The organism is Mycobacterium sp., assembly GCF_002863225.1.
Classification (GTDB): Bacteria; Actinomycetota; Actinomycetes; order Mycobacteriales; family Mycobacteriaceae; genus Mycobacterium.
Genome location: NZ_PKEK01000076.1, coordinates 17799 through 40786 on the forward strand (window position 1 = coordinate 17799; position 22988 = coordinate 40786).

At 65.6% G+C, this 22988-nt stretch carries 24 protein-coding genes and 1 pseudogene; 12 read left to right on the plus strand and 13 right to left on the minus strand.

Translation table 11 applies throughout. From position 1 onward, the window contains the following. Window positions 1-187: 187 nt before the first annotated feature. The 7 genes from CYU59_RS23285 to CYU59_RS23315 all read right to left on the minus strand — a co-directional run bounded on the left by CYU59_RS23285 (window position 188) and on the right by CYU59_RS23315 (window position 7901). The gene (locus CYU59_RS23285) at window positions 188-856 is read right to left on the minus strand and encodes a hypothetical protein (protein ID WP_293003261.1); all 669 of its coding nucleotides are present in this window, start codon (window positions 854-856) and stop codon (window positions 188-190) included. Then, window positions 857-1573 carry a helix-turn-helix transcriptional regulator gene (locus CYU59_RS23290; RefSeq protein WP_293003263.1) on the minus strand — a complete coding sequence of 239 codons (717 nt, stop codon included), beginning with the start codon at window positions 1571-1573 and terminating at the stop codon, window positions 857-859. Continuing rightward, the gene (locus tag CYU59_RS23295; RefSeq protein ID WP_293003265.1) at window positions 1573-4728 is read right to left on the minus strand and encodes a hypothetical protein; all 3156 of its coding nucleotides are present in this window, start codon (window positions 4726-4728) and stop codon (window positions 1573-1575) included. The genes CYU59_RS23290 and CYU59_RS23295 overlap by 1 nt, the downstream gene beginning before the upstream one ends. Beyond that, window positions 4725-5042 carry a Fis family transcriptional regulator gene (locus CYU59_RS23300; RefSeq protein ID WP_293003267.1) on the minus strand — a complete coding sequence of 106 codons (318 nt, stop codon included), beginning with the start codon at window positions 5040-5042 and terminating at the stop codon, window positions 4725-4727. Before CYU59_RS23300 ends, CYU59_RS23295 begins: the two co-directional genes overlap by 4 nt. 638 nt (window positions 5043-5680) lie before the next feature. Next, window positions 5681-6004 carry a hypothetical protein gene (locus CYU59_RS23305; RefSeq protein ID WP_293003269.1) on the minus strand — a complete coding sequence of 108 codons (324 nt, stop codon included), beginning with the start codon at window positions 6002-6004 and terminating at the stop codon, window positions 5681-5683. Between the two features lie 161 nt (window positions 6005-6165). After that, on the minus strand, window positions 6166-6798 hold the full coding sequence (locus CYU59_RS23310) for a TetR/AcrR family transcriptional regulator (RefSeq protein ID WP_293003271.1): 633 nt from the start codon (window positions 6796-6798) through the stop codon (window positions 6166-6168). A 167-nt stretch (window positions 6799-6965) separates the two neighbouring features. Beyond that, on the minus strand, window positions 6966-7901 hold the full coding sequence (locus tag CYU59_RS23315) for a DUF1942 domain-containing protein (protein WP_293003273.1): 936 nt from the start codon (window positions 7899-7901) through the stop codon (window positions 6966-6968). A gap of 136 nt (window positions 7902-8037) precedes the next feature. On the opposite strand from CYU59_RS23315, the gene CYU59_RS23320 reads away from it, so the two are divergent. Continuing rightward, a complete protein-coding gene (locus tag CYU59_RS23320; protein ID WP_293003275.1) occupies window positions 8038-9702 on the plus strand; it encodes a serine/threonine-protein kinase in 1665 nt (554 codons plus the stop codon). 327 nt (window positions 9703-10029) lie between these two features. On the opposite strand, the gene CYU59_RS23325 is transcribed toward CYU59_RS23320, so the two are convergent. Further along, entirely contained in the window at window positions 10030-11022 is a 993-nt protein-coding gene (locus CYU59_RS23325; protein ID WP_293003314.1) for a hypothetical protein, read from the minus strand. Here CYU59_RS23325 and CYU59_RS23330 point away from each other — a divergent pair. Together CYU59_RS23330 and CYU59_RS23335 are read left to right on the plus strand one after the other, a co-directional pair. Next, complete coding sequence (locus CYU59_RS23330; RefSeq protein WP_293003277.1) at window positions 10967-12139, plus strand: tyrosine-type recombinase/integrase; 1173 nt, start codon at window positions 10967-10969, stop codon at window positions 12137-12139. The two genes, CYU59_RS23325 and CYU59_RS23330, sit on opposite strands and share 56 nt — an antisense overlap. Continuing rightward, window positions 12136-14655 (plus strand): site-specific integrase, encoded by a 2520-nt coding sequence (locus tag CYU59_RS23335; RefSeq protein ID WP_293003279.1) that lies wholly within the window; start codon window positions 12136-12138, stop codon window positions 14653-14655. Before CYU59_RS23330 ends, CYU59_RS23335 begins: the two co-directional genes overlap by 4 nt. Here the strand turns inward: CYU59_RS23335 and CYU59_RS23340 are convergent. Next, window positions 14614-14805, minus strand: a complete 192-nt coding sequence (locus CYU59_RS23340) for a DUF1232 domain-containing protein (RefSeq protein ID WP_293003281.1) — start codon at window positions 14803-14805, stop codon at window positions 14614-14616. The genes CYU59_RS23335 and CYU59_RS23340 overlap by 42 nt on opposite strands. Between CYU59_RS23340 and CYU59_RS23345 the strand changes: the two genes are divergently transcribed. Continuing rightward, complete coding sequence (locus tag CYU59_RS23345) at window positions 14723-15004, plus strand: hypothetical protein (protein WP_293003316.1); 282 nt, start codon at window positions 14723-14725, stop codon at window positions 15002-15004. The two genes, CYU59_RS23340 and CYU59_RS23345, sit on opposite strands and share 83 nt — an antisense overlap. Here CYU59_RS23345 and CYU59_RS23350 read toward each other — a convergent pair. The 3 genes from CYU59_RS23350 to CYU59_RS23360 form a co-directional block, all read right to left on the minus strand. Continuing rightward, on the minus strand, window positions 14984-16195 hold the full coding sequence (locus tag CYU59_RS23350; protein ID WP_293003283.1) for an MFS transporter: 1212 nt from the start codon (window positions 16193-16195) through the stop codon (window positions 14984-14986). The two genes, CYU59_RS23345 and CYU59_RS23350, sit on opposite strands and share 21 nt — an antisense overlap. Window positions 16196-16238: 43 nt before the next feature. Then, complete coding sequence (locus CYU59_RS23355; protein ID WP_293003285.1) at window positions 16239-16574, minus strand: YnfA family protein; 336 nt, start codon at window positions 16572-16574, stop codon at window positions 16239-16241. A gap of 79 nt (window positions 16575-16653) precedes the next feature. Next, window positions 16654-17010 (minus strand): hypothetical protein, encoded by a 357-nt coding sequence (locus CYU59_RS23360; protein ID WP_293003287.1) that lies wholly within the window; start codon window positions 17008-17010, stop codon window positions 16654-16656. Window positions 17011-17119: 109 nt separating this feature from the next. Between CYU59_RS23360 and CYU59_RS23365 the strand changes: the two genes are divergently transcribed. From CYU59_RS23365 to CYU59_RS23375, 3 genes are read left to right on the plus strand one after another with little or no spacing between them, the layout of a single operon-like run. Further along, window positions 17120-18187 carry an ATP-dependent DNA ligase gene (locus tag CYU59_RS23365; protein ID WP_293003289.1) on the plus strand — a complete coding sequence of 356 codons (1068 nt, stop codon included), beginning with the start codon at window positions 17120-17122 and terminating at the stop codon, window positions 18185-18187. Between the two features lie 32 nt (window positions 18188-18219). After that, on the plus strand, window positions 18220-18480 hold the full coding sequence (locus CYU59_RS23370; protein ID WP_293003291.1) for a hypothetical protein: 261 nt from the start codon (window positions 18220-18222) through the stop codon (window positions 18478-18480). Beyond that, window positions 18477-19295, plus strand: coding sequence for a sulfite exporter TauE/SafE family protein (locus CYU59_RS23375; protein ID WP_293003294.1), 819 nt, complete (start codon window positions 18477-18479; stop codon window positions 19293-19295). The genes CYU59_RS23370 and CYU59_RS23375 overlap by 4 nt, the downstream gene beginning before the upstream one ends. Window positions 19296-19362: 67 nt before the next feature. Here CYU59_RS23375 and CYU59_RS23380 read toward each other — a convergent pair whose 3' ends face one another. Next, on the minus strand, window positions 19363-19722 hold the full coding sequence (locus CYU59_RS23380) for an Rv2640c family ArsR-like transcriptional regulator (protein ID WP_293003296.1): 360 nt from the start codon (window positions 19720-19722) through the stop codon (window positions 19363-19365). Window positions 19723-19823: 101 nt separating this feature from the next. On the opposite strand from CYU59_RS23380, the gene CYU59_RS23385 reads away from it, so the two are divergent. From CYU59_RS23385 to CYU59_RS23405, 5 genes and pseudogenes are all read left to right on the plus strand, one after another. After that, the gene (locus tag CYU59_RS23385) at window positions 19824-20303 is read left to right on the plus strand and encodes an ArsI/CadI family heavy metal resistance metalloenzyme (RefSeq protein ID WP_293003298.1); all 480 of its coding nucleotides are present in this window, start codon (window positions 19824-19826) and stop codon (window positions 20301-20303) included. Window positions 20304-20337: 34 nt separating this feature from the next. After that, window positions 20338-21384, plus strand: a pseudogene (arsB, locus tag CYU59_RS23390) (ACR3 family arsenite efflux transporter); the annotation flags it as partial. Window positions 21385-21440: 56 nt separating this feature from the next. Continuing rightward, a complete protein-coding gene (locus tag CYU59_RS23395; protein ID WP_293003300.1) occupies window positions 21441-22106 on the plus strand; it encodes a three-helix bundle dimerization domain-containing protein in 666 nt (221 codons plus the stop codon). Between the two features lie 3 nt (window positions 22107-22109). Further along, a complete protein-coding gene (locus CYU59_RS23400; protein WP_293003302.1) occupies window positions 22110-22526 on the plus strand; it encodes a low molecular weight phosphatase family protein in 417 nt (138 codons plus the stop codon). Window positions 22527-22613: 87 nt separating this feature from the next. Next, the gene (locus tag CYU59_RS23405; RefSeq protein ID WP_293003304.1) at window positions 22614-22874 is read left to right on the plus strand and encodes a hypothetical protein; all 261 of its coding nucleotides are present in this window, start codon (window positions 22614-22616) and stop codon (window positions 22872-22874) included. Window positions 22875-22988 lie beyond the last annotated feature (114 nt).

The window sequence follows — 22988 nt, forward strand, 5'->3', positions numbered from 1 at the left end:
GGTTGGCGGGCACGCCGTAGCCAGACGTGTGCGGCGGCCTGGGTGGTCGGCCCAGCTGGGGCATCGGGCCGTAGCTGCGGTCGCCGGGGGTGGGAATCCAACCGGGAAAAGTCTCCAGCGATTGGCGCGAGCTGCGCCGTAGCTGGCGCCGGGCGGCCAGGCGGCTGATCAGTCCCACCGGCAGAGCCTATCCAGCGCCGGCACGATGAAGCCTCAATGTGCCAGCGAGATCGTCGAGGTCGACCGCGGGAGCGTCGCCCATCCATACCTGAGTGCGGCCGACAGGTAGGCGTTCCACTGCTGGGTGCACACGCCATCCACGCTGGCGGACCATCACCGCGTGCGCCAGCACTTGGGCATGAAACTGAGTGGGGACACGCGTGGCGGCCACCATGGCGCCGCGGCGCAGCAGTTCTGTCAGAGCACGTTTGCTGCCGTTGGTGATGGCCACTTGCAGCCAGGGACGGCCGCGGATCGCGATGATCACCACGGTGTGTTGGTCGAGCCACCGACGCTGGCGCCACGCGGTCAAGATGGCCGTGTCGTCGTCGATGGAAGCCAGGGCCGCAAGCGCGTGCTCGTAGCGTTGCCGGTTTCGTAGTTCCACTTCGGCTGGGCCGCATCGGAGTTGGACCAGACGCGCCTTCGGTATGACCATTCGGTGACCCGATGGCGGGCGAGCAGTGATCCAGCGCCGCACCGTCGATGGTGAGACGCCGACGTAGCGCGCGACCGCGGCGAAATCCACACCGTTGGAGGGACTGGGCCCGTAACAGTCGATGAGCATGGCGGCCAGGCGTTTGCGGCTCCAGCGGGGGGCGCGCGCCGGCCGGATCCTCGTGCGGGAGGGCTGCATTTAGGGGTTACCGAAGCCGAAGTCGTCGATGGTGACGAAGTCCCAGCCGGCGACGTAATTGGTGTCCAGAAAGCTTTTCATCCATTCACGGACGCCGGCGTCTCCGTTTTCTTCGTAGGCCGCAAGCAGGGCGCCGACGTCGTCGGGGTTGATGTCGACAGCGACTCGGCGATCGCGCGCGTAGCCCTGGCTGTAGCCGCCCACGCCTTGTTGGCCGCTGATCCAGAGCTTGCTGCCAGTGCGCAGGGCCCGTGCGCCGGCGACACTGGTTCGGAAGTCTTTGGTGGCGTTGCGGCGACCGCGCTTGGTGCTGCTGGCCCGGCGTGCCGCGGTGCGGATGCGTGAGAGTGTCTGCGCGGCTGGCTGCTGGGTTCCTGCGGCCCAGCGCCGCACGGTGCCCGGTGAGACGCCGAGGCGTTTGGCGGCGTCAGCGGCGTTGACAGCGCCGCCTCGAGGTCCGCGGCCGAACGCGGCCTGCAGCATGCCCCGCACATCGTCGCCCTTACTGGAGTCGGCGTCTTTGCGCCCGGATAGTCGTTGAAAGACCGTGTTGGTCAGGGACTTGCGGGCCTGCCGAAGCGCTTGGCGGACTGACGTTTTCGACGCTCCAAGGCCGCGTGCAGCGCGGTCGACGTCAACGTCGCCGTCGCTGACTGATCCGTACTCGCTGAGATCGTCGGCGGTGATGGGGTTGCGGCGACGGGCTCTGCGCGCCATCAGCGACTCCTGTCTTGGTCGCTGTCGGCGAGTTTCGTGGCCCACTCGTCAGCGTCGAGCAGGTGTTGCTTGCCTCGGTAGTCATGACCGTTGAGGAATTCGACGTGCTCGGCCATTAGCGCTGATCCCTCGGGTTTGTATTGCCCGAAGCCGCGGCCCAGCGTTTTGGGATCACCGGGCCAAGCGGTGATGGGATCTGGATCGTTGGAGGCGTAGAGCACGGTGTCGGTCGACACCGCTAGTGGCCACTGACCGCGCCGTTGGCCGATTTGGTGCAGGCGGTAAACAATGTTGGCTTTGGCCTTGGCCACGATGTGGAATCGTCGTTCGGGGCTGAAGGCTGTCTTGCCTTTAAGGTGCTCGATCGAGCCGATTACACCGACCCCGTGGGTGCGGATGATCTTTGCCTGGTTGCGGGCTGCTTGAGCGTCGATGTCCTCGACGTCGAGAGTCGTGCTGGCGTCACGGAACCGCTCGTACCATCCGTTCAAGACGCGGCCGTGTCGAGGCCACACCCACGCTTCGAGGATGCGCGGTTCGTAGCCGAGGTCGATGGCGCGCTCCAGCGTCGGTGTGCAGACCCACTTCGCGTCGGTGAACTGCCTGGCGCGCGGGTTCAACACGTACGGAATGCGCCAATCCGCCGGCTCAGGGATGTCGATCAGCCAGTAGCCCGGGGTGGCGGCATCAAAGGGCGCACCGTCGGAATAGTGGACGGGTTGGCCGATGGGAAGTTGAAGGCCGGCGATTCCCGCGACGTAGGAGCCACCACGGTCGTAGGCGTGCAGGTAGCGGCAGCGAGCCTCCTCCTCGGTGGCGGGACGTGACCAGTCGAAGTCCGCTTCGACATCACCGATGCCGAACGGAACCTCGGTGGTCGACGCAGCGAAGACCTCGTTTTTCCACTCGTCTGGCGAGAAAGCTTTGGTGCGGGTTTGCAGCATCAGATCCACCGCGGTCACCCCGGCATTGATTTTCCAGGGATAGCGCAGCGCGTCGGCCAAAAGCTGGAGACGGCGCGCTATTTGAGCGGGACTGGGTTCATCGGACAGGATCGGCATCTCGTCGGCGCCGGTGTCCATGCCTGGGATGAGGGCCACCATGACGCCTCGTTTTTCGCCGCGGGTGTCCTCGCGGTAGATCCGCGTCCAGGTGCCTAGCCGTTGCGCGTTGGGGTCCTCTCCTGCACCGCCGAGGCTCCATCCTTCGGCCACGGCGAGCGTGACGAAGTCGAGCCCTTGGGTGAGTTGGCGCAGGGATTTGGTGCGATCGCGTCGGCTGATGGCCTCGATGTCGATACCGAAGGCCGTGCACGCCTGCCCGGTGATCCAGATCTGTGCTTGTTCGGCGTATGTCGCTGAGAGGTGGTAGCCGATGTTGTGGGCGTAGGCCAGCTCGGCGACCTGGCCTACGTGGGTAACGGCTGTAGCGGGCTGGATGTGGGTTCCGTCGGGTAGCCACAACCCGTCGGTGTGCAAGACCGCGGCGGGAATCCCCGCGCTACCTGCTGTCGACCTCGTTTTCCGGACCGCATTTGTGCCCGCCCGGGGCCTTTCGCGCGGCGTTGAAGGCGCAGCCGAATCGGCTAGCTGTGCCGACCCTTCGGGCTGCGGTTCGACGGCCGTGAGGGCGGGCTTGGAGCCATCGGCGGGCGCGCCGCTCTGTGGCGTGTTCTGCGCCGGGGTGCGCACTGCGAGTGCTTGGGTCAATGCAGTGGCGACACCGACGCCGTCTTGTGCCTGAAGAATCTCCAGGATCAGCTCAGTGGACAGCTCGGCGCGCCGGGTGACCATCAGCCGACCGAGCCGAGAATGGGTGTCGGACAGATCGATTCGAGCATTTGACGCCTGGTCGCGACCGGGAAAGTAGATCATGGCTGCTCTATCGGCGTAGACCGGCCACACCCGATATTCCCGCGCTATCCGGGTCGCGGCGCGCCGGCCACGGTAGCGCACTCGGGCGGCGATCGAGGCCGCCCACGCAGGCTGATAGTGGTGGCGGCAGGTGGGATCACTCCACGGCTGCGGATCAGCAAGTGCGGACAGGTAGTCCGCGGCTGCAGTGTCGATCAGCCACCGCATCGCGGGGTCATCGGCGAAGTCCTTGCGGGCGGCACGCACGCGCGTGGCCCAAGCTTCCAGTACTCGGCTTTGTTGAGGCCATACGACGGCGCTGTCGATCGTCAAGTCGTCGATCGACAGTCCCGCTCCCCCGTCACGGACGTCGGCGGTCAGACCCGCAAGGTCTTCGGTGGTCACCCACGCTTGGACGGCGTCACCGGTACTCATCTGCGGATGGGGCGGGGGAAGCATCAGCGGTGCTTGCAGGCTGCTGGCCGGCGGAAGTGTTGCGCGCCAAAGACCGAACGGTCGCTTGGATTCGTGAGCGGGGCGGGCCGCGGAGTCGCCTTCGAGAAGTTGTGGCGCGCCGTGTCCGAACGTCAGCGTTCCCGCGCCGGCCAGTTCGGGGCATTCCTGCTCGAGCCACACCAAGTCTTCGGAGCGATCGAGCTCGGCCTCCACTTCGGGGACAGGAGCACACCACGGCGGCTGGATCCGTACGTCGGGCACTGCATGTGCCGGCAGTATTCCTGGCTCGGCGACCACGGCCCCCCGGCGACCGTCGCGGGCTCGCATGAGGCGGTCCTGGATGGTCGCTGCGGACTCGGCCCCGCTAGCGCCGGGCAGGACGTCGAATGCGGCGATCCAGCGCTGCAACCGCCGACCGAGTTCGGTCACATCGTGAGTCCCGTGGCCAGCTCCGCCACCCAGCCACGGATGCCGTTCGGCGACGATTTCAGCTGAAATCGATTGTCCGCCAACCATCTTCTTCAGGATGACAGATCGCGTCGCGGCGGGGCGAAGATCCCAGCCTTGCCCGATCAGCGGTGCCAGGACCTGACCGAGTTGCTCCGTGCGGGCAGCATCGACGCCATCTAGGGCCGGGCCGAGCAGCAGATCGCAGCCAGCGCCCACTATCCAGATCCGCGGAGCTGAGTCCTCGCTGCCGTCGGCAGTCGTCGACCTACTGAACAGGCGTCGCGTGTGTGCCCACTCGATCAGTTTCGCCAACTTGTCCACCGCGTCGACCGGACCCGAAAGCCGCTCGCCCGCCGTGGTAAACGAGCCCTCGCCGGCAATGATCAACGCGCTCATGGTTGCGGGGACCGATTATGCGTGGACTGATACGAGGCGATGCGGGCGCTGGCTCCCTGTTGGCTGATTCCCAGGACAGCTCCGACTTCGGTGTATGTCGCACCCGCCGCTTTCGCCGCAGCCGCTGCCGGCCGCTCGTCGTGGCCAGCCGCTCGTAACAAGGCGGCGCGGGTCAACTGCACATCTTTGGTTTCCGGCGCAGTAGCGCGTTCGACGGCTTTAACGAGCCGTGCCCGCTGTGCGGGAGTCACCTTGCGTCGGGCAATCCTGCGCAGCCAGACGTCGACGGCCGCTTCCAGGGATACCTCCGCCATTTTCCCTGCGAAAACTTCCGCATCTCGTTGTGCCGCAGCATGAATCAACGCTACAGAGGGGTCACCACTTGCCACGGTGTTCAGTCTCCAAACCGCTGGGTGGACATGGCTGTGAATGCTAGCGTCCGACATGGACACCAACAACCTCTACTTGTAGGCACTCACAAGCAACGGTTGTGGCTCGGCGGGTTGCCGACGCGATGCGCTTCTCCAGGCCGCCGCGCAACCAAGAGGGCTCTTTCGAACATATATTCGATGCTCGTGCGACACTCACGATGTAGCGCCAAGGACGCAGGGCGGTGTTGAGGTGAAAGAGTTGGGCAGTGAAACGCCGTGGGGATGATTTTCCGAACAACTTCGTCGGAGATCTAGTCCAGACCGATCACGGTTGGGTGGTGGTCGAACCTACGAGCTGTCCGGCCGGACATGATTTCGTGACGGGCTGGTCAGTGAGCCAGGTCTGGTGTTCCTGCAGTTCAGTCGGCCATATGGCGTGGAGATGCTGGTGCGGACAGTCGATCTACGCGCCTCAGCAAGACCCTGACTGTTCCATCCGCGACAAAAGTCCGGTCTCTCCGTTCGAAGACGAACAACGCCGAACTCGACGTGAAGCACGCGAGCCTCAGCCACGCTCGAAGTCACACGATTTCGGCCATGGCCGCATCTAAGGCCTCCCACCCCGAGTCAGACAGACGCCCTCGCCCGTCCCCGGCGACGAGCATGGCCGCAGCCACGTCGGCGACCGTGTCGCGGGCTGCGGAAAATTGATACTCGAGGTCGGGTTCGGCGACGCGCACGGACTTGGGGATATTTCCAGTCAACACCTGGCGGACGATGGCGACCAGGCTCGGGTCACCGCCGAGCAGGCCTGTGCCGCTGCCGTTGCGTGTCCTCGACGTGTAGGTGATGACACCGCGATCGGTTTTGAAGGTGATGGTGTTTGTTGTCACCAGCGGATGCACGTCCCTTCACATCAGAGCAGTAGCCGTCGGGGTCGGCGAAACCGGCTGCGCGCACGGTGATCCCGATTCGTGACGCCTCCCCCACTATTGCATCGAGACGTGACACGAGGTTGAGAAAGAGGCTTTGGCGGCGCGAGCGCGACTACATGCGTACGACCGGTTTAGGCGGAGGGTTGACGACGCCGCCGTCCTCCGGCGATTAGATGTCCGACGGCGGTCTCCCATGTGCGCAATTGCTTGGGCGACTCCAGCGGTTCGCAGAGTTGGCGCTCGATGTGTCTGCGAAGGATCAGTGTCCCCAAGACCATGATGAGCGGATTGAGCGCCTCCCATGTCGGATCGGCGCGCGCACTACCGCTGCTGTGGTGACGGAAGTAATCCCAATGCGATTGACCAATGCCGAACAGCATGTCGAAGATTCGGCGGCCGGTCGGCTTGTCGTCGATGAGCAGCCGCGACAGGTAGCCGACCGCATCGGGATGCTCAGCGATCAACACCGAGATCCGCCGACTGGTGTCGGCCACCGGATCGGGTGCCGGCTGGGGCAGCGGCGCGGCCTGTTCGATGACGGCGACCAACTCGTCGTCGACCGCGGCGATAAGTGCGGACTTAGTTCCGAAGTGGTGCTGCACCAACCCGATCGAGACGCCGGCAGCCTCGGCGACCATGCGCATCGACGATCCCTCGGGGCCGTGCAGCGCGAAGCATCGTAAGGCGGCCGCGCAGATTCGCTGACGCGTCTTACTGAGGCCGTTCACATCGGAGCGGCCGGGTCCTGCCAAAACCGGCGTCACGCTGATCACTGTAGTTGCTTGCCGCACCTCTGCCCGCCCCTGATCGACGGAGATAGGCGGCTGTCTACGTTTCGTGCGGACGGTAAGTCCCGCACCGTTAATCAGCCAGCAGGTGCCGATATGGGGTTTGGTGACGGTTGGGCGTTGGCAGCCGGGGCGGTGGCGGGTTAAGCCCCACCGGGGGTGACACCCGCTTGGTCGGGCCCGGGCTGAAGCGGTGTGCCTTGGCTGCCAGTGCCCGCTGGCACCGGGGTCGGGCCGGCGGCGGAGCCGGGTCCGGGGGTTCCTGCCGCTGGCACCGGTGTGCCGGCTGCGGGTGCGCCAGCGGGCACGTCAGCGCCTCCGGGTGTCCCCTGGCTGCCAGCTGCGGGTGCAGGCGTCGGCTGGGCCCCTGCGGGTGCTGGCACCCCGGGCGCAGTGGCCGGCGTCCCTGCCGAGGGCGGCCCGGCAGGATTTCCCGTGCCCGCCGATTGAGGTCCAGGTGCCGCCCCCGGTATGACCGTTCCCGCACTGCCGCCTCCCGGGTTGCCGGCAGGCAGGGCTATGGGCGCGGTGGCGGCTGAAGGGCTAGTTCCGGGCGATCCGATAGGGGTCGTCATGTGCGCGCCGTGTCCAGCGGACCCTGCACTGGGTGGTGGTTGAACCCACAGAGCAAGGTCGGGTCCACCGGCGTTGTAGGTAATGCTGTCCGGGTTGTCTCCGGTAACATCGAAATACAGCTTGCCGCTGACCTTTTGGCCCTGGGCGATTCCAGCAGGGTTGACGCCTTGGGCGGACGCCACTTGAAAGAGCTCCCGGTAGGTCTGGCCGCTGTGGGCGCGGGCGTTGAAATTCGACACGATCGGCGTTGTCGAACCGCTGCTGGCTTCATCGGTGGCGGTAGCTTCCCAGAGCGTCCCCGCCGGGTGATACGGGATGGTGTCACTGCTCGGTCTGAGGTTTGACACGGTCCAGGTGCTGTCACCGACCTGAGCTGCGCCGCCGAGTACGTGCTGGGTGGCGGCCTGCGTTTCGGCGGCGTCGGCCTCCGCTGGCGCGGCGTAGAGCACTCCGGCGCTGGTGCTGATGGCGGCGATGGCTGCGGCAAAGGCAGAGTTGTTCACGATGTGAGCTCCGGGTTACTCATCGGGGACTATCGGACGTGGGTTGATTAAGTTCTACCAAACCGCGAGCAGGACAGGCGCCGCTTTTTACACGCCGAATATGTGCGCGTGATGACAGATTCGGCGGATCTCGGTGATGCTTGTAGGTGTGGAACCGGGTTCAGAGTTAGCGGGGTACCGCATCGAGCGGGTACTCGCTGCTGGCGGTATGGGCACTGTCTATCTCGCTCATGACCCTGTTTTGCCGCGGCTTGACGCCTTGAAGGTGCTGGGCGTGCAGGCGTCGAAGGATGCGGGCCTACGGCAGCGTTTCACCCGAGAATCCGACACCGGCGCCATGTTGCATCATCCGAACATCGTGTCGATTTACAGCCGCGGCGAGGCCGAGGACGGTCAGCTGTGGATGGCCATGCAATATGTGGCGGGCACTGATGCCGAGGCCGCCCTGGCCGCGGGCACGATGAATCCCGCCCGTGCGTTACGGGTTGTCCGCGAAGTTGCGAAAGCTCTCGATTACGCGCACCGACTCAACGTCGTGCACAACGACGTCAAGCCGTCCAACATCCTTTTGTCTTCTGGCGTCGACGGCGAAGACGACGAGCACATCTTGCTCAGCGATTTCGGAATCTCACGCACGATGGGCCACACCGACACACCCGGAGTTGCGCCATTGACCCTGTCGCTGGCTTACGCTGCGCCAGAAGCTATCGCCGGCAACGCGATCACCGGCAGCGCAGACATATATTCACTGGGCTGCACGCTATTTCGGTTACTCACCAATAAACACGTCTTCTCCCAAGCAGACGGCACGTCGGCCCTCGTCGAGGCTCACTTACGTCAGCCGCCGCCCCGCATCTCAGATTTCCTGTCCGGCAGTTCACCGCAACTGGACTCAGTCATCGCCAAGGTACTGGCGAAAGATCCAGACCAACGGTTCCACTCAGCCCGCGAGTTCGCTGCCGCAGCCCACCAAGCTCTACAGCACACGATCCCGCACCGCGACCAGTCCGAGCGTTCCCAGCGCGACCAACTCCCGCCACCACCCGTGCGCCGCCCTGCCGCCGATGGACCGGCACCGTTTACCGGTCCCTGGCAACCCGCCAATCACCTACCGCCACCACATCGACCCCTGTCGATGCCACCGACTAACTGGCGTACGGCCGGCGGCGCACCACCCCACCGGCCCGGGGTACATCACCCAGGAATTCACAGACCCCCGGCAGCGAGGCGAATCGCACTTGCGGCTTCGATCAGTGCTGCCCTCATCGGGGCCGTCATCTACGCGCTGAGCAGCCACTCCTCTCCCCCACCACCACCGCCGGCCGCGAGCCCTCAACCGAGTCCGGTCACGACGACAACCGTGTCACCTGATCCGAGCGAACAGGCACGGCTCGCGGGCACGCTGCCGAAGGGGTATCCGCCCGGTGAATGCGCACCCGCCACCCTCCCCACTTCACAAGCGTTAGCCGCCATCCGGTGCGGACCCAACATCGATCCCGGTGGCCCCACATCGGCGACCTACACGCTCACCCGCGACACCACGGCTCTACGTAAAGCCCTCGACGACATCGTGCGCAGCGCGACACCGGTCATCTGCCCACCGAACATCCTGTCCCCAGGGCCCTGGCATCACACCGAAAACCCCACCGCAGCAATTGGTGTGGTGTTTTGCGGAACACGTTCAGGACACACAGTGGTCGCTTGGACCAACGAGCCCGAACGACTGTTAAGCGAAGCAGTCGCCGACGCTGCAGGACCCCCACTTGAGCAGCTATTCGACTGGTGGGCCTCGCACTCATAAGTTCCGCAGCGTCTATCGCGACGCGCGTTGACGCTTCCTGAATTGACCCTCTGCGGTTTGAACTCACCGAACCGCAGAGGGTCAATTTTCGCAGACCGTTGACAACGCGATCCGTGGCCGCAACACCGTTGCCGTCGCTACGATTAGCGCTGATCAATCCTGGCGTTGCTCACCGTCGTTCACCGGCCGTCGTTGATCGTCGAGGGCCTGTCGCAGTTCAACCCAGGCGATGACCGCTCGATCATCTATCGCGGTCGTCGACCGCACCCGCCGCCGACTCAGCTGGGGGGTGAGCCACGAGCGCAGACGTCGAATCACGAGCCGAGTTTACGAAGCCGCCGCGGGCAACGTCACGGCATTCAACTCGACATCGCGCCGCAGTCCTCTAAAAGACGGGTGACGCAGGGTTTTTCGAAGTTCTCGGTATTCAATGTCGGCAATCAGCTCCGGCCGAACCCAATGTGCGTCTGCGGCGACGTCCGCACCGGAGCCCGCAAATGGAGACGTCGCACTTGCTCGGGAGCCGAGCTCGCTCATCAGGTAGCGGCGGTGCCGCGCGCTGAGACCGGCGTGGACCTGGCCGCAGAACTGAAAAGCACCCCGAGAGTCGTAGGCGCCGACGAGCAGCGCACCGATGGTGTTGCGGTTGACTCCCGATCCGGGCACCCAGCCGCCGATGACGAAATTCGCGCGTTTACGCAGAGGCGTCTTTATCCAGTCCGGTGAACGAATCCCCGGTGTGTAGATCGACTGCAAGCGCTTGCAAACCACGCCCTCAAGTTGGTGCTCGCCAGCTACCTTCAGCACAGTCTTCGGATCAACTCCTGGCCAGCTGCCCGGAACCTGAATAGTTGATCCCTTGACGTCGATGAGATCAACAAGTACCGACCGACGCGCCTGGTATGGCTCACCAGTGAGATCTTCGTCCAAAACGCGAAGCACATCGAAGGCGAAAAACCGGACCGGTACCGCCCGCATCAGGTCGCGAGTCGGTTTCCGATTCTGAGGCCAGCGGCGCTGCAACCGAGAGAAGCTAGGCACGCCGTCCGCGTTGAGGGCGACGATCTCCCCGTCGAGGACGAGACCGCGCACCGGCAACGCCGACAGCGCGGTCGAGATTTCAGGAAAGGTGTCCGTGATGTTGGCGCCGTTGCGGCTGAGCAGGGTGACAAAACCGTGGTTGATGCTCGCGAGGCCGCGTCTAGTTGACTGAACTTCGGCGAGCCTTCCGAACTGAGCAGGGCTGCGGACGGAGGATCGCGCTGTGACGGTGCTGGGACGAGTCGAAGCGGCGCCGAGCGGGTTGCCCTGGCGGGTGATCTTCCCCGACGTCGAGCACCTCGGGGCGACGTCATACCTGCGGGAGCTGGCGGCGTCTGATTGCAGTCCACTCACAGTTCGAAGTTACGCGTTCGACCTGCTGCGGTGGTTCCGGTTCCTCCACGAGCGTCTGATCGGTTGGGAACGAGCCGAGCGGGTCGACGTCCGCGCGTTCGTCGAGTACCTACGGGAGACGCCGAATCCGCAGCGTCTGCGTCGGCGCTCGGATAGACCAGCGCCTGGCTCGGTCAATGCGCTGACCGGCAAGACCGAGTTGCCGGTGAAGTATGCGGCGCGAACGATCAACCATCAGCTCTCGGTGTTGTTTGGGTTCTACGATCATGCCTGCGCGGCCAACTTGGGGCCGCTGGTCAACCCGGTGCCAGTGCAGCGGACTCGCGGTGGTGGACGACCACACGCGCACCATAATCCGATGCAGGACTTCGTCATTCACAAGCGGGCGAACTATCGGCAGAAGACGCCCCGCCCGGTCTGGCGGGGAATTCCAGACGAAGCCGCGACGACGCTGTTCGCAGCATTGCGCAGTCACCGCGACCGCGCCCTGGTCAGTTTCTACCTGTCGTCGGGAGTTCGGGCATCGGAGTTGTTGGGGCTGTGTCACGGCGACCTCGATGCCGGCCGCTACACGATCACGGTGACCAGCAAGGGCAGCCGGGCGCGTGAGATGGTGCCGGCGTCGGTGGACTCCTTCGTGTGGCTGGCGCTCTACCTCGCCGAGCAGCAGCCGCCCATGAGTCCGGGCGGTCCGGTGTGGTGGACGCGACGAACCAAGGCCGCCCCGCTGAACTATCACGCCATGCGCGCAGTACTGCGCCGGGCGAATGACAGCTTGGGGACAAACTGGTCGCTGCACGACTTTCGCCATACCGCGGCGGCGCGGCTGCTCGCCGATCCGGCGTTCACGTTGGTCGACGTGCAGACGGTGCTGCGGCATGCCAGCGTCACGACCACCCAGATCTACACCCAGCCGCGGCTGGAGGATCTGGTCGGCAAGGTGCTCGAGCACTACGCCCGGCCGCCGGTATCGGGGCCGACGATCGAACCGAGCTACGACGCGGCCGCGGTGCGCGAATTATTGGGACTCCCGCCGTCGTGACCATCGAGGACGAGGACACCCGACTGCAGCAGCGTCGGCAAGCTGCGGCGACCCGTGCGGCGGCCGCCCCGTCGATACAGCTGCTGTCGCGGCCTGATTCGCCTCACCTGGCGGCGATCCCACCGGATGACCGGTTCGGGCGCACTGGACGGCTGCGCATCTTGAAGGGCTACGACGCCAGTCAGCCGCCGCCCGAGCTGCCCGCCCTGGCTCCCGGCGCCGCGATGCAGCAGTACACGGTGGACGAGTTGTGCGACGCCGTCCGCCGTCATCACCACTCCTACAACCAGAAACGTCGCCAGATGATCGTGCGCGGTGCGCGAGCACTGCTGACACGGCTGAACGGCTACCCCGGCGACACCTGGGAGCAGCGCTGGCTGGCCAGCGGCTCCGACGCCGCCCCGATGACCTGGATGGACCATGCGGACCTGCCTCAATACGACCGCTACTCACCCACCCTGCTAGGCATGAACGCGCTGCTGCAATTACGTGTGCTGCGACCGTCCTACAGCTGGATGCTCGATTCCCGAACAAAGGTCAACACCGCCCAATTCATCGAACACAACGGCGGTGACGCACTCACCAAGCTGCGCCAGTTGAGCGAGTACCAAGGATCGCTGCTGAGGCATCAGCGCGACGCCGAAGCCGGACTGACGCGAGTGATGATCCGCACCGGCAAGACCATCGAGCAGATCACCGGTGATGACCTGCTCTACTACGCCGACGTGGTGAAGACATCGGGGAGGCAACGCCGCGAACACCTTCTGTGGGAACTGCTGGTGCGACTCGGACCGCTGGCAGGCGAAGCCCCGACGCTGCGGGCCGCCTGGTCGGCAAAGGGCAACACACGACAGCACTCGACCGCCACCCTCGTCGACCGCTACGGCATCCCGCCCTCGGGTGTACGGGATCTGCTGGCGGACTACTTCGAAGAGATCCGCCCCGGAATGGACTACGGCTCACTGGAAGGCCTGGCCTACCGGATCGTGCGCCTGTTCTGGTGGGAAATCCTGCAGATCAACCCCCAGCAGACCGACCTACGGCTATCGACGGACGTCATCACGGCGTGGCGTGAACGACTGGCCTTGACTACCGACGGGCGTGAACGCCGGGAAGTCCACTCCGTGTTGTTCGCGATCCGCGGCTTCTACCGCGATCTGGCCGAGTGGTCCCACGATGACCCGGTGCGCTGGGGCGTCTGGGTGGCGCCATGCCCCGTCCCGCGGGCATTGAGCCGAGCGGCGGCCAAGAACAAGCGGCGCCAACAGAGCCAGATGCAAAGCCGCACCCGCATGCTCACGCCGCTGCTACCGACGTTCCTTACCGCGGTGAACGAACACAAGCAGCGCAGCACAATGTTTCTGGACAGGGCCCGCGCGGCCGGGCACGAGGTGCAGTTCGAGGTCGACGGCTACGTGTTCGTGCGGGATGCGCCGCCGGAGCGCCTCGCCATCGACGAGCGTGCACGGGTATGGGCCCGGCTGGCGCCGGGACAACCGCGGCCGAACTGGATCCGCGGCGAGGCCAAACGCATCGACGTCACCGGGGTGGAGGACGACGGGTTCTGGTGCTGGGCGGTCGCCGAGACCCTGCGCCACACCGGGATTCGCGTCGAGGAACTGATGGAGCTGACGCAGCTGTCGCTACGCCACTACACCGCATCGACCACCGGAACCTTGGTACCGCTGCTGCACATCGTTCCCAGCAAGACCGACTGCGAACGACTGGTGCCGATGACCCCGGAACTGGTGCAGGTGCTGCTGGCAGTGCTGCGCCGAGCCAAGGGCAGCAACGATCACGTGCCGCTCTCGGTTCGCTACGACGTCACCGAGAAGGTGCACGGTCAACCGTTTCCGCACCTGTTCTCGCGCAAGGTCGGCGCCCGACAGGAGGTCCTCTCCGGGCACTACCTGCGCGGCATCCTCAGCCATCTGGCGGTGGTGGCCGGACTCAGCGACGCCGGCGAACCGATCCGGTTCACCCCCCACGACTTCCGCCGCCTGTTCGCCACCGACGCCGTCAACAGCGGCCTGCCACTGCACATCGCCGCCGCCCTGCTGGGTCACCTGAACCTCGACACCACCCGTGGCTACACCGCGGTGTTCCCCGAGCACCTCATCGCCGCCCACCAGGCGTTCATAGAACGGCGGCGGCAGCTGCGCCCGATCGGCGAGGACCGGGTCGCCGAAGAGGACGAATGGTCGGAGTTCGAAAACCACTTCCTGCTACGCCGGGTGGCCCTCGGTGAGTGCCACCGCCCCTACGGCACACCGTGCGTGCACGAGCACGCCTGCACCCGGTGCCGGTTCCTGCGCGTCGACCCCGCCCAGCTGGGCCGCATCGACGAGATGACCGAGAACGCCGAGCAGCGCCTCGTCGAGGCGAAGGATCGAGCGTGGCTCGGTGAGGTCGCCGCGCTGGAGGAGAGCATCAAACACCTGCGCATCCGGCAATCCGAGGCACAACACCGACTTTCACACGGCGGCAACCCGTTCGCCGACCAGAGGCCGCTGTGACTTGCTGCGGACCGAGCGCAGCGCGACCGCCAAGATGATCGCGTCGTCGGCGTAGCCCAGGACCGGGATGAAGTCCGGGATCACGTCGATCGGGCAGGACGAGGTACACCAGCAACAACACCAGCCGAATCCTGACCCCGCGCGGCACATTGGGGTCAGCAGCCAGGCGGCGCAGCAGGATTACCGTGTCGGGAAGCAGACGCAGCATGTCGCTGATGCGGAGATCAGCGGGCCGGGTGACGGCGAGCGCGATGAGCAGCGCCAGCCAGAGCAACAGGAGACCGGCGACGATCGCGATCACCATGGTCCAGACGTGGTTCACCACAAATCACGACCTGGCCGGGGCTGAGCGGTGTCGGGTGATGACCGTAACCGCCAGACCGACCGCGGCGAGTTGGATGATCGCGACGGTGATGGCCAGTGCGGGGATCGAGGTGTCGTAAAGCCAGCCGGTCAGGGCACCTCCCGCTGCAGTGGCGACGCCGAGCCCGGCGGCGAACACCCCGTAGGCGGTGGCCCGGCGCGGCGGAGCCACCAGATCGGCGACCACCGCCCGCAGGGTGGATTCCTGGATACCGACCGCCGCACCCCACAACAGGGCACCGGCCACCACCAGCCACACAGAATCGGTGAACGCCACCACCGGCACCAACGCGGACAGTATCGGCAGCGCCGCAAGCGTTTTCGCCCCCACCCGGTCATAGAGCCACCCCGACAGCAGGGCCGCGACGGCATCGGCGCCCATCGCGGCGGCATAGACCAGTGGGACCGCGGCGGCGGACAGGATGCCGCGGATCACCATGTGATAGGACAACACCCCGAAGGTGGCGAACCCAACCATCGTGGTCGCGGTGAACGCGCAGTACGCCCAGAACGTCGGCGGCAGAGAAGCCGAGGGCCGGGTGGGATCGGCGCTGGCGACCGGGCCCGCGGGCAGCGGGGCGGGCTCGGCCGGAATTTCGTAGCGGGCCGGCTTGGGGACGCGCAGCCGAAGCCAGACCAGCAGCGCCAGCGCGGCGGCACCGGGCAGGGCCAGGATGCCCAGCGCCGGACCGTAATCGCCACCGGTGAGGGCCAGCACACCGGCCACCGTCAAGGGTCCGATCACCGCGCCGATCTGATCCAACGCCTCGTGCACGGCGAAACCGCGCCCGCGGCCGGTGACCGCGGCGGCATGCGAGAGCAAGGTGTCCTTGGCCGGGCTGCGGATCGCCTTGCCGACGCGTTCGGCGATCACCAATGCGCACGCCACCCACAACGTGGCGGCGATGCCCAGCACCGGGACGGTCACGATGGTCAGGGTGTAGCCGGCGATGGTCCAGGCCCAGAACCGTTGGGTGCGATCGGTCAGCGGGCCCGACACCAGCCGCAACCCGAGGGCGGCAGCCTCACCGATGCCGGTGATCACGCCGACGACCAGGCCGGTCGCCCCGAGGGACGCCAGCAGCGGTCCGGTGATGGAGCGGGCACCCTCGTAGACGAAGTCGGCGAGCAGGCTGACCGTGCCGAAGACGGTCACGAACCGCCACGCACTCAACATCGGCCGCGGTGTTTCCGTCGACGGGGCCGGGCGCTTCCCGCGATCAGACACCGCGGGGGGCGTACATGATGACGGCGACACCGGCCAGGCAGATCAGGGCGCCGGTGACGTCCCAGCGATCAGGCCGGAAACCGTCCAGTGCCATACCCCACAGCAGCGATCCGGCGACGAAGATGCCGCCGTAGGCGGCCAGGATCCGCCCGAAGTGCGCGTCGGGTTGCAGCGTGGCGACGAAGCCGTACACACCGAGGGCGGCGACGCCAACACCCATCCAGATCCAGCCCCGATGTTCCCGCACGCCTTGCCAGATCAGCCACGCCCCGCCGATCTCGGCCAGCGCCGCCACCACGAACAGCAGGATCGAACGCATCACGGTCATGGCAGGAACCCTACGAGACCCTCACCGCGGTCACCATGGGAGTAGGACCGCATCGCTCCAACAGCAGCGTAATCCGTTCTCAGACAGTGCCGTTGGTTGTGTTCCCACCCACGGTGGCGATCCGAGCGTGGAGCACGTCCAGAACGTCGACGCGATCGTCGGGGACCCCGATCGTCATCACCACACCATCTCGGCCGTTATCGAAGGTGAACGCGAAGAACGAACAACAACTACTTTCGCGCTCGGCGAGATCACGCGCGGTGGCCTCGCACGTCCCATCCACTACCAGATCCAGTCGCGTCGCCGATGATCGGGTCGAACTGCGCACGGCGGATCGGAAGAAGGCGTCGAACTCCGCCAGACGCAACGGTTGCTTCGTGGTCGGCAGCGTGCACGAGGTCGGGGTCCAGTCCGGGGCAGCGGAACTCTGAGCCATATGTCACGGTAATCCCCACCTTCGCCACCGGTCGCATCATCGCAATCCGGGGACGAGCAATGCACGACGACGAGGCAACGGTTCGACGACCAGAGACCACAATGAGGCGATGAAGCTCCCCGTCATGCCGCCGATCAAGCCGATGCTGGCCAAGTCGGTCCCGACGATCCCTCCCGATGCCTCCTACGAGCCGAAGTGGGATGGCTTCCGTTCGGTCTGCTTCCGCGACGGCGGGGCGGTCGAGCTGGGCAGCCGTAATGAGCGGCCGCTGACCCGGTACTTCCCCGAACTGGTGGCCGCGGTGATCGCTGAGCTGCCGCAGCGTTGCGTGATCGACGGCGAGATCATCATCGCCACCGATGCAGGCCTGGACTTCGATGCGCTGCAGCAACGCATTCACCCGGCCGACTCGCGGGTGCGGATGCTCGCGGAGAAGACTCCTGCATCCTTGATAGCGTTCGATCTCCTCGCCTTGGGTGACGAGGACTTCACCCGGCGGCCGTTCATCGAGCGTCGCGCCGCCCTCGAGCAGGCGTTGGCCGACTCCGGTCCCTCAGTGCACCTCACGCCGGCGACCACCGACCTCGCGACCGCTCAACGGTGGTTTGAGGAGTTCGAGGGAGCCGGCCTGGACGGGGTGATCGCCAAGCCGTTGACGGTCACCTACCAGCCGGACAAGCGCGTCATGTTCAAGATCAAGCATCAGCGGACCGCCGACTGCGTCATCGCTGGCTACCGCGTGCACAAGTCCAGCGACGACGCGATCGGCTCCCTGCTGCTGGGGCTCTACACCGACGACGGCACCCTCGCCTCGGTGGGCGTGATCGGTGCGTTCCCGATGGCCACACGGCGGCAGTTGTTCACCGAAATGCAATCACTGGTAACCAGTTTCGACGGTCATCCGTGGAACTGGGCCGCTCACGAAGCCGGTGACCGCACGCCGCGCAAGAACGAAACCTCGCGCTGGAACGCCGGCAAGGATCTTTCGTTCGTCCCGCTGCGACCCGAGCGGGTGGTCGAGGTGCGCTACGACCACATGGAAGGCGACCGGTTCCGCCACACCGCCCAGTTCAACCGCTGGCGGCCCGACCGCGACCCACGTTCGTGCACCTACGCCCAACTCGAACAACCCTTGACGTTCAGCTTGGGCGACATCGTCCCTGGGCTCGCCACCTGACGACCGGCCCGGCACCCGAAAGAGGCTTCAGCATGCATCAAGAGTTCAATCCTGCCGACGCACCAGATCCCGATGATCCCGACGTCCAGTTCGGCGTCCCTCCCGATCACATCGCCGCGGAGTTGCTCGCACTCTGCGCGGACTTCTTCGGCCAGGCCGGCCCCGTCGTTTACGCCGAGGTAGACCAGTTCCTCACCCAGCGCGGTCATCCGGGCGGTCTCGGCTGGTTCCTCGACGCGCTGGGCTTCGCCTCCCATGACCGGACGTCGCGCGTCGGTCGTGCGCCTCGATGAGCAACGAACGCGCGCGATCCGGTGTGCGGATCTCCCGGCAGGGCTGGCCGGTGGTGTTCGGCTCCGGTGCTGTCATCGGCGTCTTAGGCGGCTTGATTGGGCTGGGCGGCGCGGAATTTCGGCTCCCGCTGCTGATCGGGCTGTTCGGGTTCGCCGCACTGCAAGCGGTCATCTTGAACAAGGCGATGAGTTTGATCGTCGTCCTCACCGCCCTGCCGGCACGGCTGTTGGGCGTCCCGTTCGCCCAGGTGGTCCCGCACTGGTCGATCGCCGTCAACCTGCTCGCGGGCAGCCTCGTCGGTGCCTGGCTGGGGGCGAGCTGGGCGACCCGGATGCGTTCGACGACCCTCTACCGGGTCCTGGCTGTGTTACTCGTCCTGATCGCCGCGACACTCGTGGCGACCCACTTGGGCCATACCGGATCGTTGCATCTGTCCGCGCCTCCGCGCATTGCCGCTGGAGTCATCGCCGGCGTGCTCATCGGCATCGTCGCCGCGTTGATGGGCGTGGCCGGCGGCGAATTGCTCATTCCCACGATCGTGCTGCTGTTCGCCGTCGACATCAAGATTGCAGGCAGTCTCTCGCTAGTCGTCTCGCTCCCGACCATGCTCGTCGCGTTCGCCCGCTACAGCCGCGATCAGAGCTTCGTCGTGCTGCGCCAGAACATTCGCTTCCTGGCCATCATGGCCGCCGGATCCGTTACCGGAACGCTCATCGGCGGACTGCTGCTAGGCGTCGTCTCCACCCTGGTCCTCATTCCGCTGCTGGCCGGGCTGCTGATCTTCTCGGCATTCCGCGTTTGGCAGCACGCTTGATGCCCGTCACCCGGCGGCCCCACACAGTCGATCCGAGGGGAACGGTGGGGCCACATGCGACCCGCCGCTACTGGCAGCAGTTCGGGTCCAGTGCCACGCACAAGGCTTGCAGCGCTTCGGGCCGGACCCGGTGAAACATGTTCATACCGCGCCGATCCGAGAGGATCAGCCCGGCCTTGCGTAGCTGGGTCAGGTGATGGCTGACCGTGGACTCGGTCAAGCCCAGCACCGCGGCCAACTCCCCGGAGATCTCCTCGCCGGCCGGGGAACTGAACAGATACGACACGATCTTGACCCGCACCGGATCGGCCAGCGCCTTGAGGCGCAGCGCGATCTGCAACGCGTCATCGTCGCTCATCGGACCAGACGCCACCGGAGCGCAGCACACCGGTGCCGAGGTGTCGATGACCGGCAGCGTCTTGGGCATGCACCTCACCCTGCCACAGGGATTGACATATATCAAAGAAGTGGGTCATGATGGCAGCATCGCGTTAGTTCGATATATGTCTCACAACTGGAGGATGTCTCATGTCACGTGTTCAGCTCGCGCTCAACGTTGATGATCTCGACGCGGCGATCACGTTCTACTCCACACTCTTTGGCACTGAACCGGCCAAACGCAAGCCCGGGTACGCGAACTTCGCGATCACCGAGCCGCCGCTGAAGCTGGTGCTGCTGGAGAACCCCGGCCAGGGCGGCACCCTGAACCACCTCGGGGTGGAGGTCGACTCCAGTGACACCGTGCACGACGAGATCGCCCGGCTGACCGAGGCCGGAATGTTCACCGAGGAGGAGATCGGCACCACGTGCTGCTTCGCGACCCAGGACAAGGTCTGGGTCACCGGGCCCGGCGGCGAGCGGTGGGAGGTCTACACCGTGCTGGCCGACTCCGAGACCTTCGGCACCAGCCCCCAACACCCCGACAGCACGGGCAACGGTGCAGGCGTGTGCTGCGGCGCGGCCGCCGACACCCCGGCCAGCGCGGCGCCCACGGCGTCGTGCTGCTGACCACCGATCTCGCCGACCCCAGCGGAAGAACCCGATGACCGACGCCGTGGCCACCACCGAATCGTCAACTCCAGCAAGGCTTTCCACCCTCGACCGGCTGTTGCCGGTCTGGATCGGGGTGGCCATGGCCACCGGGCTGCTGCTGGGCCGGCTGATCCCCGGACTCAACACCGCCCTGAACCAAGTGCAGGTCGACGGGATCTCCCTGCCCATCGCGCTGGGTCTGCTGATCATGATGTATCCGGTGCTGGCCAAGGTCCGCTACGACCGCCTCGACACCGTCACCTCCGATCGGCGCCTGCTGCTGAGTTCGCTGCTACTCAATTGGGTGTTCGGCCCGGCGCTGATGTTCGCGCTGGCCTGGCTGCTGCTGGCCGATCTGCCCGAATACCGCACCGGGTTGATCATCGTCGGGCTGGCCCGCTGCATCGCCATGGTCATCATTTGGAACGACCTAGCCTGCGGGGACCGCGAAGCTGCCGCCGTTCTGGTGGCGCTGAACTCGATCTTTCAGGTCGTGATGTTTGCCGTGCTGGGTTGGTTCTACCTCTCGGTGCTGCCCGGCTGGCTGGGTCTGTCCCAAACCACCATCTCCACCTCGCCCTGGCAGATCGCTAAATCGGTGCTCATCTTCCTGGGCATCCCCCTGGCCGCGGGATACCTCTCCCGACGGCTCGGGGAACGCGCGAAGGGCCGTGACTGGTACGAAGCCCGATTCCTGCCCCGCATCGGCCCGTGGGCGCTCTACGGCCTGCTGTTCACCATCGTCATTCTCTTTGCCCTGCAGGGTGATCAGATCACCCATCGACCCCTCGACGTCGTGCGCATCGCGCTGCCGCTGCTGGCCTACTTCGCCATCATGTGGGGCGGTGGTTACCTGCTGGGGGCGGCCCTGCACCTGGGCTACGCACGCACCACCACCCTGGCGTTCACCGCCGCCGGCAACAACTTCGAACTCGCCATCGCCGTCGCGATCGCCACCTACGGCGCCACCTCCGGCCAAGCCCTGGCCGGCGTCGTCGGCCCGCTTATCGAAGTGCCGGTCCTGGTCGCCCTGGTCTACGTCTCCCTGGCGCTGCGCCGCCGCTTCCCCGACACCACCTCATCCGGACCCGTCACCGAGCCAGAAGTCACGCCATGACCGACAGCCCCGTCATCCACCCAGCCCGCGATCTCTCCATCGACCAGCAGCTCGCCCTGCGCACGGCAGCCACCCGGTTGCACACGGACTTCGCCGATACCTTCGGCACCGACACCATCGAGCGATTTTTGCACTCGTCCTACGATCAATTCGCCGGGCGAGCAACGGTTCCCAACTTCCTACCGCTGCTGGCCGAACGGTTCGCCCGCCAGCGCCTGCACGCTCTGGCCAGGGTGGAAGGCAAGATCAGCGACGGCAAACCCACCGTGCTGTTCCTCTGCACCCACAACGCCGGACGCTCCCAAATGGCACTCGGATACTTCACCCACCTCGCCGGTGATCAGGCCGTGGCGTGGTCGGGCGGCTCCGAACCCGGCACCGAGATCAACCCCGCCGCCATCGCCGCCATGGCAGAAGTGGGCATCGACATCACCGGCGAATACCCCAAACCCTGGACCGACGAAATCGTCCAAGCCGCCGACGTCGCCATCACCATGGGCTGTGGCGATGCGTGCCCGATCTTCCCCGGAAAACGCTACGAGAATTGGGACCTACCCGATCCCGCCGGCCAAGACGTCGACGCGGTGCGGCCCATCCGCGACCAGATCGAAGGCCGCGTCCGCCAACTCCTATCACAACTCGAAGTCCCCATCAGCGCCTGACCCATGACAGCCCACGATGCACCCACCGTGCTTTTCGTATGCGTGAGCAACGCCGGGAAATCCGTTATGGCACAAGGCCTCATGCGGCACACAGCCAAAGGGCGCATCAACGCCCTCTCCGCGGGAACCCACGCCAAGACCGAAGTCAACCACGTTTCCGCGCAGGCTCTCGCCGAAGTGGACATCGACATCAGCGACCACACGCCCATACAGCTCAACGACGCCCTCATCGACGCCGCTGATCTCATCGTCGTCCTCGGAACCCAAGCCCAGGTTCAGCCGACCGGCACCCCGACCGAGGTCTGGGACACCGACGAACCGTCGCTGCGCGGCATCGACGGCATCGAACGCATGCGCCTCATCCGCGACGACATCGCCACCCACGTGAAAGAACTCGCCTCGCGACTACTCCCGGCCTAGGAGGCGTTTACTTCCTTAAATAGTTAGTACCGTCTATACAGGCGATATGCCTTGCGAACAGGTCGCGACTCTGGAAGCTTGGCGGTCATGACTATTAACCCTCCCCAGCTCGCCGACGACCACGTCGCCGTGCTGACCACCCAGATCCGGCGGAATCGCGCCACCATCATCCGCCGCCGCAATGCAGTTCAGCAGGCCTTGGACCACCAGAAGCACTTCATCCGCGAAGCGCTAGACCAAGGGATGGCACCCAAGCGGGTCGCTCGTCTCAGCGGGCTCACCGAAGGCCGGATTAGTCAGATCCGCAACGAGGGTGGCCCACCCGTGAGCACGTTCGATCTGATGTAGTCGATCTCCGAACCCACCGGCAATCGTGTTGACAAGTCCAGTGAAGTTGACCGTCGTATTTCGCTTCAACAGCGAACTCATCGAAGTGCGCGGGTGGATCGCCAAGCGTGGCCA

Excerpts from the sequence above, each read along its gene's own strand:
- CYU59_RS23285 (WP_293003261.1), bottom strand. The coding sequence starts at position 856 with ATGCAGCCCTCCCGCACGAGGATCCGGCCGGCGCGCGCCCCCCGCTGG.
- CYU59_RS23290 (WP_293003263.1), bottom strand. The coding sequence starts at position 1,573 with ATGGCGCGCAGAGCCCGTCGCCGCAACCCCATCACCGCCGACGATCTC.
- CYU59_RS23295 (WP_293003265.1), bottom strand. The coding sequence starts at position 4,728 with ATGAGCGCGTTGATCATTGCCGGCGAGGGCTCGTTTACCACGGCGGGC.
- CYU59_RS23300 (WP_293003267.1), bottom strand. The coding sequence starts at position 5,042 with ATGGCGGAGGTATCCCTGGAAGCGGCCGTCGACGTCTGGCTGCGCAGG.
- CYU59_RS23320 (WP_293003275.1), top strand. The coding sequence starts at position 8,038 with ATGCTTGTAGGTGTGGAACCGGGTTCAGAGTTAGCGGGGTACCGCATC.
- CYU59_RS23345 (WP_293003316.1), top strand. The coding sequence starts at position 14,723 with ATGAAGTCCGGGATCACGTCGATCGGGCAGGACGAGGTACACCAGCAA.
- CYU59_RS23340 (WP_293003281.1), bottom strand. The coding sequence starts at position 14,805 with ATGTGCCGCGCGGGGTCAGGATTCGGCTGGTGTTGTTGCTGGTGTACC.
- CYU59_RS23350 (WP_293003283.1), bottom strand. The coding sequence starts at position 16,195 with ATGTTGAGTGCGTGGCGGTTCGTGACCGTCTTCGGCACGGTCAGCCTG.
- CYU59_RS23355 (WP_293003285.1), bottom strand. The coding sequence starts at position 16,574 with ATGACCGTGATGCGTTCGATCCTGCTGTTCGTGGTGGCGGCGCTGGCC.
- CYU59_RS23360 (WP_293003287.1), bottom strand. The coding sequence starts at position 17,010 with ATGGCTCAGAGTTCCGCTGCCCCGGACTGGACCCCGACCTCGTGCACG.
- CYU59_RS23365 (WP_293003289.1), top strand. The coding sequence starts at position 17,120 with ATGAAGCTCCCCGTCATGCCGCCGATCAAGCCGATGCTGGCCAAGTCG.
- CYU59_RS23370 (WP_293003291.1), top strand. The coding sequence starts at position 18,220 with ATGCATCAAGAGTTCAATCCTGCCGACGCACCAGATCCCGATGATCCC.
- CYU59_RS23375 (WP_293003294.1), top strand. The coding sequence starts at position 18,477 with ATGAGCAACGAACGCGCGCGATCCGGTGTGCGGATCTCCCGGCAGGGC.
- CYU59_RS23380 (WP_293003296.1), bottom strand. The coding sequence starts at position 19,722 with ATGCCCAAGACGCTGCCGGTCATCGACACCTCGGCACCGGTGTGCTGC.
- CYU59_RS23385 (WP_293003298.1), top strand. The coding sequence starts at position 19,824 with ATGTCACGTGTTCAGCTCGCGCTCAACGTTGATGATCTCGACGCGGCG.
- CYU59_RS23395 (WP_293003300.1), top strand. The coding sequence starts at position 21,441 with ATGACCGACAGCCCCGTCATCCACCCAGCCCGCGATCTCTCCATCGAC.
- CYU59_RS23400 (WP_293003302.1), top strand. The coding sequence starts at position 22,110 with ATGACAGCCCACGATGCACCCACCGTGCTTTTCGTATGCGTGAGCAAC.
- CYU59_RS23405 (WP_293003304.1), top strand. The coding sequence starts at position 22,614 with ATGACTATTAACCCTCCCCAGCTCGCCGACGACCACGTCGCCGTGCTG.